General features: G+C 68.9%; 13 protein-coding genes. 5 read left to right on the top strand and 8 right to left on the bottom strand.

Annotated features, from left to right (window positions below; all coding sequences use genetic code 11):
* The first annotated feature begins 16 nt into the window (after positions 1-16).
* Positions 17-2,191 carry a molybdopterin-dependent oxidoreductase gene (locus AMYHA_RS19145; RefSeq protein ID WP_034273223.1) on the top strand — a complete coding sequence of 725 codons (2,175 nt, stop codon included), beginning with the start codon at positions 17-19 and terminating at the stop codon, positions 2,189-2,191.
* 96 nt (positions 2,192-2,287) lie between these two features.
* Here AMYHA_RS19145 and AMYHA_RS19140 read toward each other — a convergent pair whose 3' ends face one another.
* The 5 genes from AMYHA_RS19140 to AMYHA_RS19120 form a co-directional block, all read right to left on the bottom strand.
* A complete protein-coding gene (locus tag AMYHA_RS19140) occupies positions 2,288-3,529 on the bottom strand; it encodes a beta-ketoacyl-[acyl-carrier-protein] synthase family protein (protein WP_034273221.1) in 1,242 nt (413 codons plus the stop codon).
* Between the two features lie 47 nt (positions 3,530-3,576).
* Positions 3,577-3,831, bottom strand: coding sequence for an acyl carrier protein (locus AMYHA_RS19135; protein ID WP_034273219.1), 255 nt, complete (start codon positions 3,829-3,831; stop codon positions 3,577-3,579).
* A 58-nt stretch (positions 3,832-3,889) separates the two neighbouring features.
* Positions 3,890-4,867, bottom strand: coding sequence for a beta-ketoacyl-ACP synthase III (locus AMYHA_RS19130; protein WP_157362255.1), 978 nt, complete (start codon positions 4,865-4,867; stop codon positions 3,890-3,892).
* Positions 4,861-5,808: an ACP S-malonyltransferase gene (locus AMYHA_RS19125; RefSeq protein ID WP_084037373.1), complete on the bottom strand. Its 948-nt coding sequence runs from the start codon at positions 5,806-5,808 to the stop codon at positions 4,861-4,863. The genes AMYHA_RS19130 and AMYHA_RS19125 overlap by 7 nt, the downstream gene beginning before the upstream one ends.
* A gap of 220 nt (positions 5,809-6,028) precedes the next feature.
* Positions 6,029-7,240, bottom strand: a complete 1,212-nt coding sequence (locus AMYHA_RS19120) for a PucR family transcriptional regulator (RefSeq protein WP_034273211.1) — start codon at positions 7,238-7,240, stop codon at positions 6,029-6,031.
* A 503-nt stretch (positions 7,241-7,743) separates the two neighbouring features.
* On the opposite strand from AMYHA_RS19120, the gene AMYHA_RS19115 reads away from it, so the two are divergent.
* A complete protein-coding gene (locus AMYHA_RS19115) occupies positions 7,744-8,502 on the top strand; it encodes a mechanosensitive ion channel family protein (RefSeq protein WP_051400093.1) in 759 nt (252 codons plus the stop codon).
* An 86-nt stretch (positions 8,503-8,588) separates the two neighbouring features.
* Here the strand turns inward: AMYHA_RS19115 and AMYHA_RS19110 are convergent, their stop codons facing one another.
* Complete coding sequence (locus tag AMYHA_RS19110) at positions 8,589-9,374, bottom strand: DUF1295 domain-containing protein (protein WP_034273205.1); 786 nt, start codon at positions 9,372-9,374, stop codon at positions 8,589-8,591.
* Positions 9,371-10,636: an SAM-dependent methyltransferase gene (locus AMYHA_RS19105; protein WP_051400092.1), complete on the bottom strand. Its 1,266-nt coding sequence runs from the start codon at positions 10,634-10,636 to the stop codon at positions 9,371-9,373. The genes AMYHA_RS19110 and AMYHA_RS19105 overlap by 4 nt, the downstream gene beginning before the upstream one ends.
* A 155-nt stretch (positions 10,637-10,791) precedes the next feature.
* On the opposite strand from AMYHA_RS19105, the gene AMYHA_RS19100 reads away from it, so the two are divergent.
* Genes AMYHA_RS19100 through AMYHA_RS19090 form a run of 3 tightly spaced genes read left to right on the top strand, consistent with a single transcriptional unit; the run spans position 10,792 to position 14,020 of the window.
* A complete protein-coding gene (locus tag AMYHA_RS19100; RefSeq protein ID WP_034273202.1) occupies positions 10,792-12,066 on the top strand; it encodes an NAD(P)/FAD-dependent oxidoreductase in 1,275 nt (424 codons plus the stop codon).
* Positions 12,063-12,788 (top strand): DUF1365 domain-containing protein, encoded by a 726-nt coding sequence (locus tag AMYHA_RS19095; protein WP_034273199.1) that lies wholly within the window; start codon positions 12,063-12,065, stop codon positions 12,786-12,788. The genes AMYHA_RS19100 and AMYHA_RS19095 overlap by 4 nt, the downstream gene beginning before the upstream one ends.
* On the top strand, positions 12,785-14,020 hold the full coding sequence (locus AMYHA_RS19090; protein WP_034273197.1) for an SAM-dependent methyltransferase: 1,236 nt from the start codon (positions 12,785-12,787) through the stop codon (positions 14,018-14,020). The genes AMYHA_RS19095 and AMYHA_RS19090 overlap by 4 nt, the downstream gene beginning before the upstream one ends.
* 68 nt (positions 14,021-14,088) lie before the next feature.
* Here AMYHA_RS19090 and AMYHA_RS19085 read toward each other — a convergent pair whose 3' ends face one another.
* Complete coding sequence (locus tag AMYHA_RS19085; RefSeq protein ID WP_034273194.1) at positions 14,089-14,547, bottom strand: RrF2 family transcriptional regulator; 459 nt, start codon at positions 14,545-14,547, stop codon at positions 14,089-14,091.
* Positions 14,548-14,673 lie beyond the last annotated feature (126 nt).

Below are 14,673 nucleotides of genomic sequence, written 5' to 3'. Positions count from 1 at the left end.
ATCCAGGAGACCGCTGATGACCACGACCGCCTACCGCACTTGCCCGATCTGCGACGCGATCTGCGGCCTGCGCCTGACACTGGACGGCGACCGGGTCACCTCGGTCACCGGCGACGAGGCCGACCCGCTCTCACGCGGGTTCATCTGCCCCAAGGGCGCCAGCCTCGGTGCGATCGACGCCGATCCCGACCGGCTGCGGACGCCGCTGATCCGCGAGGGCGACGACTGGCGGGAGGCGAGCTGGGACGAGGCGTTCGCGGCGGTCGAAGCGGGACTGTCCGGCGTCATCGAACGACACGGCAGGCAGGCGCTCGCCGCGTACTTCGGCAACCCGACGTTTCACACCATGGCAGGGTTCCTGTACCGGCAGCCGCTGAGTGAGTCGCTTGGCACCCGCCACATCTACTCCGTCAGCACGATCGACCAGATGCCCAAGCAGGTCGCGTGCGGACTGATGCTCGGTGACCCGATGGCGATCGCGGTCCCCGACCTCGATCGCACCGATCACCTCGTCGTCATCGGCGCCAACCCGTTGGAGTCCAACGGGTCGCTGTGTTCCGCGCCGGACTTCCCTCGGCGGCTGCGAGCGCTGCGCCGCAGGGGCGGCAGGCTGGTCGTCATCGACCCACGCCGCACTCGCACCGCGAAGGCCGCGGACGAGCACCACGCCATCCTGCCGGGCACCGACGCCGCCCTGCTGCTCGCCGTGGTGCACGTTCTACTGGCAGAGGAGCTGACCACGATCGGTGTCGATGTCACCGGCTTGGACGAGCTGCGCGCGCTCGCGCGGGACTTCGCGCCGGACGCGGTCGCGGAGCACTGCGGTATCGACGCCGACGCCATCACCCGCTTGGCACGGGACTTGGCCGCCGCGCCTACCGCCGCGGTCTACGCCCGCACCGGGACATGCACCGCCGAGTTCGGCACGGTGACGCAGTGGCTCGTCGACGTCGTCAACATCCTCACCGGGAACTTCGACAGCCAAGGCGGGGTGCTGTTCACCAGGACCGCCCACGCAGAGATCTTCCGCGCGCCAGAGCCCTACCAGCAGGGACGCTGGCACAGCAGGGTCAAGGGCATGCCGGAGACGATGGGTGAGCTGCCGGTCGCCACCCTCGCCGACGAGATCGAGACGCCGGGGGAGGGACAGCCTCGCGCGCTGCTGATGATCGCGGGCAATCCGGTGCTGTCCGCCCCGAACGGCCCCCGCATCGGCCGTGCCCTACCCAACTTGGAGTTCATGGTCGCGGTCGATCCGTATCTGAACGAGACGACCCGGCACGCGAACGTCGTCATGCCGCCGCCGCGCATCACGCAGAGTCCGCACTATGACTTCCTGGAACAGATCGTCGCGGTGCGCAACTACACCCGATTCTCGCCCGCTGCCGTGCCGCTGGCGTCCGACCAGCGCTCCGAGGCCGAGATCATGGCGCGGTTGACGCTGATCGTGGCGGGGGCTGGCGCCGCCGCTGACCCGGCACAGCTGGACGAGCAGATCATCGAGCAGGTGCTGACCGCCCTGACCCAGCTACCCGGCTCCGGGGTGTCCGGCCAGGATCCGGCCGCCGTCCAGGCGGGACTGGACGGTGCCGACGGTCCGGAACGGTTCTTGGACGCGCTGTTGAAGGCAGGGCCGTACGGCCTGTCGCTGGCCGCGTTGCGCGCCGAGCCGCATGGCATCGATCTTGGCGCGCTGGAACCCCGGGTAAAAGAGCTGATTCGCACCCAGTCCGGGCGAATCGAACTGGCGCCCGCCGAACTGGCGGATGACGTCGCCCGGCTGCGGTCCGGGCTGGTGCGACGGCCCGCCGAGATGCTGCTGATCGGCAGACGTCAGCTGCGGTCCAACAACAGCTGGCTGCACAACGTCGAACCGCTCCGGGGCGGCTCCAACCGCTGCACGTTGCTGGTCCACCCCGCCGACGCTGACCGGCTCGGCCTCGCCGAGCGCGCGGTGATCCGTTCGGCCGCGGGGGAGGTCGAGGTGGCGGTCGAGCACAGCGACACCATCCGGCAAGGAGTGGTGAGCTTGCCACACGGCTGGGGTCATACCGGCGGGCGGCAGCGGGTCGCCACCACCGACGCCGGGGTCAACGCCAACGCTTTGACCGACGAATCCGTTGTGGACGTGCTGTCCGGCACCGCCGTCTTCAACGGCGTCCCGGTGACGGTGCGCCCCGCCACGTCCTGACCGTCTTGTCGTGCCGCACTGTGAATGACGCTTTCGCCGCATCCACCGCGGGGAAAGCGTCATTCACCGCACGCGAGGTCCGCCAGACCCTGGCGGCTATACCGCCGCGAAGGCCAGCGAGACGTTGTGGCCGCCGAACCCGAACGAGTCGTTGATGGCGACGTCGAGGTCCACCTTGCGTGGCTCGCCGGTGACGATGTCGTGGCTGACGCCGGGGTCGATCTCGTTGAGGTTCTGCGTTGGCGGGATCAGCCCGTGGTACAGCGACAGCACGGTCGACACCGACTCCACCGCACCGGCCGCGCCGAGTAGGTGTCCCAGCGCGCTCTTTGGCGCGGTGAGTACGGGGTGTTCGCCGATCGCCTTACGCACCGCGACGGTCTCGGTGACGTCGCCAACCGGGGTCGACGTGGCATGTGCGTTGACGTGACCCACCCGTGCCGGGTCGATGTCGCCGGTGCGCAGCGCCGCAGCCATCGCCCGCGCCTGCCCGGTTCCCTCCGGGTCGGGCGCGGTGATGTGGTACGAGTCGGCGCTGGTGCCGATCCCGGCCAGCGATGCGTAGATCCGCGCGCCGCGCGCCTTGGCGTACTCCGCCCGCTCCAGCACCACGATGCCAGCGCCTTCGCCGAGCACGAAGCCGTCCCGCTCGACGTCCCACGGGCGCGACGCCGCGACGGGGTCGTCGTTGCGGGTGCTCATGGTGCGCGACTGCGCGAAGCCCGCCATGGTGATCGCCGCGATGCACGCCTCGGCACCACCGGCGACGACGACGTCGGCCTCACCGGTCCGCAGCATGCGCCATGCCATCGCGATCGCCTCGGCACCCGACGCGCAGGCCGACACCGGGGCGTGCACCCCGGCTCGCGCCTTGAGCTCGAGCCCTACGTAGGCGGCGGGCCCGTTGGGCATCAGCATCGGCACGGTCAGCGGCGAGACCTTGCGCAGCCCGCTGGTCTCCAGCAGGTCGTCCATGTTCAGCAGGGTGGTCGCGCCGCCGATGCCGGTGCCGACGACAACGCCGAGCCGCTCGGGATCGACGTCGTCCGCGTTGCCATCGCCGAAGCCCGCGTCCTGCCACGCCTGCCGCGCGGCGATCATGGCGACCTGCTCCGAGCGGTCAAGCCGCCGTGCCTCCACCCTCGGCAGCACCTCGCTCGGTTCGACGGCGAGCCGGGCGGCGATCTTGACCGGGAGGTCGAAGCGCTCCACCCAGTCCTCATCGAGCCGGGCGACCCCGCTGCGGCCCGCGAGCAGACCGTCCCACGTGGACTCGACGTCTCCGCCGAGCGGTGTGGTCGCGCCGAGTCCGGTTACCACGACGTCGGCGTTACTCATATCGTCCTCCGAGTGCGTCGGGGCGGTGCCTGAGTTACCGCGGCCGCTCAGGAGTTGTTGGCGACGTAGGCGACGGCGTCACCGACCGTCTTGAGGTTGGCCAGCTCGTCGTCAGGGATCTTGACGCCGAACTTGTCCTCGGCCTGCACGGCGATCTCGACCATGGACAGCGAGTCGATGTCGAGGTCGTCGACGAACGACTTCTCCTTGGTCACCTCGTCCTGGGCGACCCCGGCGACCTCCTCGACGATCTCGGCGAGGCCTGCGACGATGTCCTGCTCGGTGAGCTGCTTGTCAGCCATGTGTGTCCGGTTTCCTTCCTTGGTTGCACCCCACGCGGTATGGCGGGGCGGGTGGTGATCAGGGTGCGATGAAGACCTGTCCCGCGTAGGACAGCCCGGCACCGAACCCGACGGCCAGCACCACGTCGGCCTGCGAGACCCTGCCCGCCGCGCGCATGTGGTCGAGCGCCATCGGAATGGACGCCGACGAGGTGTTGCCCGAGTACTTGATGTCGTCGGCCACGACCATGTCGTCCCGCGCGCCCTTGGCGCGCAGTCGCTTGGCGATGGCCTCGACGATCCTGAGGTTGGCCTGGTGGGGGATGAGCACGTCGATATCGGACGGCTCAAGACCCGCGGCCGCGACGGCTTCCAGTGCGACCGGCGCGATCTTGGTGGTCGCCCACCGGAATACCGCCTGGCCCTCCTGGTAGATGTAGCGGTGGTCGCGCATGTAGATGGTGTCGACGAGGTCGCCAGCGCTGCCCCACACCACGGGGCCGATCTCCGCTTCGTCCGACGGACCGACCACCGCGGCGCCAGCGCCGTCGGCGAAGATGATCGCGTTCGCCCGGTCCACCGGTTCGACGACGTCGGTGAGCTTCTCCGCGCCGATGACGAGCACCCGGCCCGCCGATCCCGCTTTGATGAGGTCGGAGGCCACGCCGAGGCCGTAGCAGAATCCCGCGCAGGCGGCGTTGAGGTCGAACGCGCCTGACGCCTTGATGCCGATCCGGTCGGCCACCTGGGCGGCCGCGTTGGGGATCGGCGACGGCATGGTGCAGGTCGGCACGATGACAGTGTCCACATCGGACGGCTCGACGCCAGCATCGGCCAGTGCCCGCTCGCCAGCGGTGACCGCCATGTCGACAAGGAACTCGTCCTTATCGGCGAAGCGGCGCTCGATGATGCCCACCCGGTCGCGAATCCACTGGTCGTTGGTGTCCATCAGCTGCGAGAGGTCGTCGTTGGTCACGACCCTCTCCGGCTGGAAACTTCCGATACCCAGAATGCGGGTGGCTGCGACGCCGGTCGACTGGCGCAGAGTCGTCACGATGCGGTGTCCTCGTCGGTTGGGGCAAGCTTGGCGAGGTCGTCCGGGGTCTTGAGCGCGACCGTTGATGTCACGGTGCCTTTGAGCTGGCGCCGCACCAGTCCGGTCAGCGTACCGGCAGGAGCGAGCTCAACGGTGGACGTCGTGCCGAGCTTAGCCAGGGTGTCCATGCTGAGATCCCAGCGTACGGGGCTGGTCACCTGGTTGACGAGACGTCGCAGGTACTCGGCGCCGCTCTCGACGACGGCGCCGTCGTAGTTCGACAGCAGTGGACGCCCGGGATCGCGCACGGTGACCTTCTCGGCGTAGGACTCCAGCGCATCGCGGGCCGGCTTCATGTACGCGGTGTGGAACGCCCCCGCGACCTGGAGCTGGCGCACTTTGGTGCCCGCCATCGGCTCCGCCACGATGCGCGCGATGGCGTCGGCGGCGCCAGAGGCGACGATCTGGCCAGCGCCGTTCTGGTTCGCGGCGGTCAGACCGTTGTCATGCAGCCAGGCAACGACCTCGTCGGGGTCGCCCAGCATCACCGCTGCCATGCTGGTCTCGGCCAGCCCGCACGCCTTGGCCATCTCCGCGCCCCGCACAGCGGCGAGCGCGACCGCGTCGTCGGCGTCGAGCACGCCCGCGATCGCGGCGGCGGCCAGTTCACCGACGGAGTGACCGGCGACAGGGGCGTCGGCGGGCAGCCCGCCGCGCTGCTCGGCCGCGTGGAACGACAGCAGCGACAGCGCCACGATCAGCGGCTGGGTCACGGCGGTGTCGGTGATCTCGTCGGCGTCACCGGTGGTGCCGAGCCGGTGCAGGTCGAGCCCGGCGCGCTCCGACCAGCGGTCGACTTTCGCGCGCGCGCCATCGACGTCGAGCCATGGCGTCAACATGCCGGGTGACTGGGAACCTTGTCCTGGAGCGAGCACAGCGGAGGTCACCTCTCCAGGGAACACGGTCAGCGGCGGTTCCTGGCATGCCGGGAAGCACGAAGTACCTCCGGCGGATTTGGAGAAACCCTACAAACGTTTCCCGGAGATGAATCGCATGTGGCGATCACTCTTGTCGGGTTCATATAGCACTACCCGCCGCCTGGCGATAGCACCCTGGCTGAGAGGTTACTCACAGCCGAGCGGGTGAGCGGTGCGGTGACCGGGCCGCCCACCGGTGATGCGCTCACCATGTGCCGCGCGATCGGGCAAGCTCGCCGACGATCAGCCCGATGCGCAGCACGAAGGCGTCGCGCGGGTCCATCGGGTTGCGTCCGGTTAGCTCTGTGGCGCGTTTCAGCCGATAGCGCACGGTGTTCGGATGTACGAACAACGATCGCGCGCAGGCCTCGAGTACGCCGCCTGCCTCGAGGTAGGCGGTCACGGTCTCCTCGATGGCCCCGCCCGCGTCGTCGAGCGGCCGGGCGACCTGGTCGATGAGCTGCCGCTCGGCGGCGGCGTCGCCGGTCAGCGCGCGTTCCGGCAGCAGGTCGAGCGAGCGCACCGGGCGCGGCGCCCCGGCCCAGCCGACGACCGCCCGCAGCCCGGACAGCGCCTCCGCGGTGCTCAGGTGCGCCTCGGCGATGCTGGCCACCGTCGGCCCAGCGACGACGGGACCATCGCCGAACGACTCCGCGAGGGCGTCCAGCACAGCCTCGTCGCGGGGCGAGCCGGTGGTCGGTCCGCCGACCACGACGATCAGCCGGGAGCCTTGCACACCGAGCATCACCGGCCGATCGATGCGAGCCGCCCGCGCGCGGACGTCCTTGACCGCGATCGGCGGGTCGTCGGGGGGCGCGTTGCCCACGATGGCGGTCGCCGCATCGGCGAGGTCCCAGCCCAGTGCCGACGCGCGGGAGAGCAGTGCCTCCTCGGCATCGCCGCGCACGATGCCGTCGACGACGAGTGCTTCCAGCCGCGCGTCCCACGCACCGCGTGACTCGGCTGCGGTGGCGTAGGCGGTCGCCGCGGTGAACGCGACCTCGCGGCCGTACCGGACGGCGGCCTCGGCGAGCGTGGCTCGTTCGGTCTCGTTCGCGGCGAGCTTGGGCAGCTCCTGCTCGAAGACGTCGAGGGCGATCCGGATCAGCAGCACGGTGTGGCGCATGTTGATCCAGCGCGACAGTTCCTGTGGCGCGTTGCGGAACGCGTCGGTCGTCGGCCGCTGCGCGGTGTCGGGGTCGCGCAGCCACTCGATGAAGCCCGCCGCCTCCACCTGCGTGATCAGCAAGATGCTGGCACGTTGGTCGGCGGGCATCCGGGAGAACCACGGCAGCCGTTCCGCCATCGCCGCCACGCTCTTGGCCGCGAGTTCGCCGGACGCGCGTTCCACCTTGCGCACGGTGCGCGCCGACAGCTCCCCGGCGTGCTTGGTCTGCCACGTCGTGTCTGCGCCCATGGGGCAACACTAATCGAATGTAATCGGCACCGTCGCGGTCTCGGTCCGGTCACGGAGTCGTGACACGCATCGGAACGCACCCGTGTCCTCGAGGTGTGCGAAACCGGGAAATCGGCCGGAGCAGGCGGTTGAATTCTTACCCATTTCGGGGATATCTCGCGTGATTGCCGATGTGCGGATCGCGGCGGTGTGATGATAATGCGGCGAGTGCGCGGCGGGACACCGACCGCGATACCGGGAATCGGCGGGAAAAATCCGGCATAACGCCACTACGTGCGCGAATTTGGTTTCGTGCCGAGAAACCCGGTGCGACGGGTACGGCGCGCCGCACCGGGTTTCTCGGCATCCCCGGTCCCCACCGGTAGATCCACTATGGACCCCATGATTCGGGATACGCCACCGGACTCACTCTTTCGTGTCGCCGTTTCGAGTTGCCCCGTTCTGTGCATTGATTAAGGTCTCGCCAGACACCGGCGTTTGTCACGACCAAGGAGGAGATTGCAGTGGATCAGCTCAAGGAGGGTTTAGGCGACGCGTGGAGCGCCATAGCCACGTTCGTGCCGAAGCTCTTCGCTTTTTTGATCATCCTGCTGATTGGATGGCTGATCGCGAAGGCGGTTGCCAAGGGATTGACGCTGGTTCTCAACCGGCTCGGTTTCCCGAAGCTCATCGAGAAGACGGGTCTTTCGGGAACGCTCAGCCAATCCAAGGTTGACGCCACCGGAATTATTGCCAAACTGGCGTACTACTTCATTCTGCTGATCGCGCTGCAACTCGCGTTCGGCACGTTCGGGCCGACCAACCCGGTGAGCGAGCTCCTCAACGACGTCATCGCGTTCCTGCCCAGGATCGTGGTCGCGATCGTTCTGGTGATCGTCGCGGCGGCGGTCGGCAACGCGGTGCGCGGCCTGGTCAGCAACGCGCTGGCCGGCAGGGGAGCGGGCAACCTGCTCGCGTCGATCGCGTACTACTTCATCCTGGCCTTCGGCATCATCGCCGCCCTGAACCAGGTCCAGATCGCCACGACGGTGACCGGTCCGGTCCTGATCGCGGTGCTCGCCACCATCGGCGGCGTGATCGTCGTTGGCTTCGGCGGTGGCCTCATCAAGGCGACCTCCGAGCGCTGGCCTGGCTGGCTGTCCAGCCTGGAAGGCCAGTTCGGCGGTGGCGGCCAGCAGGCTCGCACCCCCGCGGGTGCGGGGGCGCGGTCCGCGCAGGGTCAGGAGCCGCCAACCCCGCCGCACGGTAACCCCGTTCGGTAGAACCACGGGTTAGCCCCGGCCCCGGTGCCCGGTGACGGAATCTCGTCACCGGGCACCGTTGTGTGTGTGCGGCACTGCCCGCCGGCTCAGCCGCGTTTCGGCGGCAACGGGACGAACCCACTGGTGCGTCGCACATAGTCGGCGTAACCGGGCCTGCTTGACATCAACCGCCGCTCGGTCATCGGCTTGCCGGTCCCGCGCGCGAGCAGCGCCGTCATCACCAGCGGCGAGACGATGGTGAGTAGTCCGATCCAATGGTGGGCGGCGAACAGGAACAGGCCCCACCAGACGCAGGCGTCGCCGAAGTAGTTCGGGTGCCGGGAGAACCGCCACAGCCCGCTGTCGAGGACCATGCCCTTGTTCGCGGGATTCCCGGTGAACCGTGACAGCTGCGCGTCGGCGACCGTCTCGAACAGGAACCCGATCAGCCACACCAGCACGGCGATGACGTCGAGCAGCCCGAGAGCCGCGTCCAGGTGCGCCGCCGCCTGCAACGGCAGCGACACCAGCAGCATGATCGCGCCCTGCGCGGGGAAAACCACGAGCAGCAGGTGCCGGTGCGGGTGGCCACCCGCACGTTCGGCCATCTCGGTGTAACGCGGGTCTTCACCGCGCAGGGTGTTGCGTTCGTGGAGGTGGGCCGCCAGCCGACCGCCCCATATCGCCGTCAGCGTCAGCACCAGCCACGCCCGAGGCTCGCCTGCCGACACGACGACGCCCACCGCGGCGATGACGACGAACCCGAGGCCCCAGGCGGTGTCGATGGTGTCCTTGCGGCCCCGCACCACGGTGACCGCGAAGGTCACCGCGAGCACGAGGATGACGGCTACCGCCGACGCCACCAGGTTGATCAGCAGGCCGTCCAGGTTCACGCACCCACCCCGAAACCGCTGTGGCCATCGGCGTCGGGGCGCACCGCGAGGACCTGATCCACACCCATCCGGTTTTCCTCGAACGCCAGCGCGCCACCGGCGAGGTACAGCCGCCACACCCGCGCGAACCGCTCGCCGCTGTGCGCCACGACGTCGTCCCAGCGCTGTTCCAGCATGTCCTGCCAGGCTCGCACGGTGTGCACGTAGTGCTCCCGCAGCGCCTGCACGTCACGGATCTCCAATTCAGCGCCCTCCAGGTGTGCCAGGGTCGCCGACAGCGGACGCATTGTCATGTCTGGCGCGATGTAGGACTCGATGAACGCCCCGCCACCGGGCGCGGTGTTGCCGCGCGACATCTGCTGCAGCAACACCCTGCCCCTCGGCCGCACCATCGCCCGCAACGTCTCGGCGTAGCGCGGGTAGTTGTCCTCGCCGACGTGCTCACCCATCTCGATCGAGGCCACTGCGTCGAACGAGCCAGCCTCCTCGGTATCGGGCAGCTCCCGGTAGTCCCGCAGCCGCACCTCGACCAGGTGGTCCAGTCCGCGTTGTTTCGCCCGCGCGGTCACGAACTCGGCCTGCTCTTGCGAGAGCGTGATGCCCACGGCGCGCACCTCGTAGCGGTCGGCGGCGCGCAACAGCAGCGAGCCCCAGCCGCAGCCGACGTCGAGCAGCCGCATGCCCTCCTGCAGCCCTAGCTTCTCGCAGATCAGGTCGAGCTTGTCGCACTGCGCGTCGTCCAGCATGTACTCGGGGTCGTCGGCGGTGAAGTAGCCGCACGAGTAGGCCATGTGCTCGTCGAGCACCAGCTCGTAGAAGTCGTTGCCGTGGTCGTAGTGGTGAGAGATCGCCGCGCGGTCGCGGAACCGGCTGTGCAACCTGCCACGCAGCCGCGCTTCCTCGGCGGGCGGGGCTGGTGGCAGCCCGAGTACGCCGCGCCGCAGCCCGAATCCGAGCCAGGACAGCAGCGTCTTTGCGCTGAGTCCGCTGGCGCCGGTGTTACGCACCGCGGCACCACCTGCCCGCAGCGCGTCGATCAGGTCGCCATCGACGTCCAGATCTCCGCACACGTAGGCCCGCGCGAGACCCAGCTCGCCCGGTTTGTAGAGCAACCGGCGCAACGCCTTCGGTGAGCGCAGGACCGCCTGCGGCCCGTCCGCCGGTCCGGCGTGGCTGCCGTCCCACGCCCTGAGTCCGACGGGTAACGCCAGTCCCATCGTCTCCGTCATGAGCCGTTCGATCTCGTGGGCAACACCCGTCATCGCCTACCCCTTCCTCGGTCCTGCTGCTTACCGCTGGTTCGGAGATGAGAGGCCGGCGGATTGGCGAACGGTCTGATCTCGACCCATCCGGCCGGGTGCCTGCGCCGAATCTGATGTGACGCCTGATGAGTGACAGGACGAGCGAGAGGACACCGATGAGTCGCCAGCGAGTCGCCGTGATCGGAGCGGGTGTGTCAGGACTGACCGCCGCCTACCTGCTCCAGCGTCGCTACGACGTGTTGCTGTTCGAAGCGGACGACCGGCTCGGCGGTCACGCTCACACCCACGATGTCACCACATCGGAGGGCGCACAGCTCGGCGTCGACAGCGGATTCATCGTGCACAACGAGCGCACCTATCCGAACCTGCTGCGGCTGTTCGCGGAGCTTGGCGTCGCCACCCAGGACTCCGAGATGTCGATGAGCGTGCGGTGCGACGGTTGCGGCCTCGAGTTCGCGGGCGGACGGGGCATCGACGGCGTCGTCGCGCAGCCACGGGCGCTACTCCGGCCCGCCTACCTGCGGATGCTTGCCGAGCTGCCCCGATTCCATCGCGCCGCGCGCGATCTGCTCGCCAAGGACGGCGGCGCCACCACGCTCGGCGCATTCCTGCGCGCGGGCGGCTACTCCCGTTACTTCACCGATCACCTGCTGCTGCCGCTGATCTCGGCGGTGTGGTCGGCGGATCTGCGCACCTGCCTGGACTACCCGGCCCGCTACCTGTTCGCCTTCCTCGACCACCACGGAATGCTCTCGGTGACCGGCTCGCCGACGTGGCGCACCGTCACTGGCGGATCGCGCACCTACGTCGAGCGTGCGGCCAAGAACCTCACCGCCGTGCGGACGTCGACCCCGGTGCGTGCGGTGACTCGCCACTCCGGCGGCGCGACGGTGCGAGACGACGCGGGGGAGGCCCACGACGTCGACAAGGTCGTCATCGCCACCCACGCCGATCAGGCACTCGGTCTCCTCGGCGACCCCAGCACGGATGAACGCCGGGTGCTCGGCGCGTTCGGCTACTCGGTCAACGAGACCTGGCTGCACGCCGACGACAGCGTGCTGCCGGACGCCGCCAAGGCGCGCGCGTCATGGAACTACCGCAAACCCGGTTGCCATGTCACCCCGGAGAAGGTGCTGATCAGCTACGACCTCAACCGGCTGATGAGTCTGCCCACCAGCGACCCGCACGTGGTCACCCTCAACGCCACCGATCTCGCGAACCGGCGGATCGACGAAGACAGTGTTCTCGCGCGGATGACCTACGAGCACCCGATCTATACCCCTGACTCGGTCGCGGCGCAGGCGGATCTGCCGTCGCTGACCACCACCACGACGACCTATGCCGGGGCGTACCACGGCTGGGGCTTCCACGAGGACGGCTGCGCGTCCGGGGTCGCCGCCGCCGAGGCGTTCGGGGTGGCTTGGACGTGACGGCGCCCGCGCTGTACGAGACGACGGTGGTGCACGCCCGGCGACAGCCGCGCGTCACAGCGTTCCGCCACCGGTTCTACCTCTGGCTGGTCGACATCGACGCGCTGCCGAGGTTGCCCCGACCGCTCGCGCCGTTCGCCCGGTTCCATGCCGCCGACCACGGAGATGGACGGGGCGCGACGATCCGCGAGAACCTGGACCGCTGGCTCGATGAGCAGGGTGTCGACCTGCGCGGCGGCCGGGTGCTGATGCTGGCGTCGGCCCGCGTGCTCGGCCACGTGTTCAACCCGATCAGCGTGTTCTGGTGCTACCGCGACAGCGGCGAGCTGGCCTGCGTCGTCGCCGAGGTGCACAACACTTACGGCGGCAGGCACCGCTACCTGCTCTATCCGGACGCGGGCGGCGACGACACCGCCGAGAAGACGTTCTACGTCTCGCCGTTCGTCACCGTCGACGGGACCTACCGGCTGCACGTGCCGGAACCAGGCGAGCGGTTGCATGTCACCGTCGCGCTGGATCAGGTCGACGGCAGGGTGCTCACCGCCGTCATGCGAGGCAATCGACTGCCCGCGACGTGGCGGCAGTTCCTCCGGCTGCTGCTGCGCTACCCCGTTGCCCCCTTGGTTGTTTCTGTGGCCATCCGCCTGCGCGGCATCGCGCTCTGGCTGCGTGGCCTGCCGATTGTTCCCCGTGCCGCGACCAACGAGGAGAAAGCGACATGACCAGCGACATGACCATCGACAGGGCTACGGTGTGGCCGGAGATCGTGACCGTTCCCCGGTCCGCGCCGCGCGCCTGGCTGGCGGAAATGCTGTTCCGGCAGGCGGTGCGGTCCCTGCCGGTGCGGGTGCTGCTGCCGGACGGTTCCCATCTGGGTGCCGGGGGACTGGACGCGCCCACGATGCGGCTGGTGCGGCCTGTTGACTTCTACCACCGGCTCGGCGTCGACGCGAAGATCGGCTTTGGCGAGTCCTACATGGCTGGCGACTGGACCTCCGATGAGCTTGCCGAGGTGCTGACGCCGTTCGCGGCGCGGATGGCCACCCTCGTACCGCCGAAGCTGCAACGGCTGCGGCGCTGGGTGGACCGGCGCCAGCCGGAGGCCGAGCGCAACGACCTCTCCGGGGCGCGCAGCAACATCGGCCGCCACTACGACCTGTCCAATGACCTGTTCGCGGCGTTCCTCGACGAGACCATGACGTACTCGGCCGCGTGGTTCGGGCATCAGAACGAGAGCTTGTACGACGCGCAGTTGCGCAAAATCGACGGCATCCTTGACTACGCGGGCGTCCGCGAGGGCAGCGAGGTGCTTGAGATCGGCACCGGCTGGGGCGCGCTGGCGATCCGCGCCGCGCAGCGTGGCGCGCGGGTGACGTCGGTGACGATCTCGGCCGAACAGCGCGAGCTTGCGGAGCGCAGGATCGCGGCGGCAGGCATGTCCGACCGCGCGACGGTGTCGCTGTGCGACTACCGGGAGGTCAGCGGCAGCTACGACGCGATCGTGAGTGTGGAGATGCTTGAGGCCGTCGGGCTGGAGTACTGGCCGACGTTCTTCGCGTCGGTGGACCGATTGCTGCGGCCGGGCGGCAGGATCGGGCTGCAGGTGATCACCATGCCGCACGACCGGATGCTGGCCACCAGCGAGTCGTACACGTGGATTCACAAGTACGTCTTTCCTGGCGGGATGCTGCCATCGGTGCGTGCCATCGAGGAAGCCGTAGCGGACAACACTGGGCTGCGTATCACCGAGCGCCGCACACTCGGTTTCGACTACGCCCACACCCTGCGGCTGTGGCGGGAACGTTTCCTGGCGAACTGGGAGGAGATCCGCTGCGGCGGATTCGACGAGACGTTCCGCAGGATGTGGGAGTTCTACCTCGCCTACAGCGAGGCTGGCTTCCGGTCGTCCTATCTGGACGACTGGCAGTTCTCGATGGTCAAGCCTGCCTCGTGAGTGGATCTTGAGGCGTTCTGGTCGCTATAGCAGCCACAACGCCTCAAGGTTCGCTCCGGCCGAGCCCTTCAGCGCGGTTGCCAGGCGTCTTCGTCCGTTGTGCGGACCATGACGCGGTCCGGCAGCCGCTTCGCGGCGAGGTCGGCGATGCTGACCTGTTCGAAGACCTCGCGCAGGCTGCTGCGTGCGGCGATCCAGACGTGCTGCAGCGACGCGGCCGACTCGTTGTAGGTGACGCCTTCCGGTCGCAGGCCATAGATGCTGACCAGCGGCCCGTCCACCGCCCTGATGACGTCCGCGACCGTGACGGTCGCCGGGTCGCGGGCCATCCGCCAGCCGCCGGCCTGGCCGCGCTGGCTGACCACGACCCCTGCCCGCCGCAGGTCGGCGAGGATCGCCTGCAGGAAGCCATGCGGGACGTTCTGCGAACGGCCGATCTCCTCGGCGTTGACCGCCTCGCCCTCCGGTCGCCGCGCCAGTTCGATCAAGGCGCGCAGGGCATAGTCCGACTTCGCTGAGACCCGCATGCGACAAAGTCTCTCAGAAAACATGAGTTAGAGCCGCAGCGGTATAAGGGGCGTGCGAAGGCTCAATAAAGAGCAGGCAAAGAACGGGCGCCCTCGCTCCGGTGGAGGAGGACGCCCTTCACGACC

This window comes from Haloechinothrix halophila YIM 93223, assembly GCF_000504245.1.
Classification (GTDB): Bacteria; Actinomycetota; Actinomycetes; order Mycobacteriales; family Pseudonocardiaceae; genus Haloechinothrix_A; species Haloechinothrix_A halophila.
The sequence above is the reverse complement of the archived record's forward strand: the minus strand, read 5'-3'. Positions and strand labels throughout refer to the sequence as shown.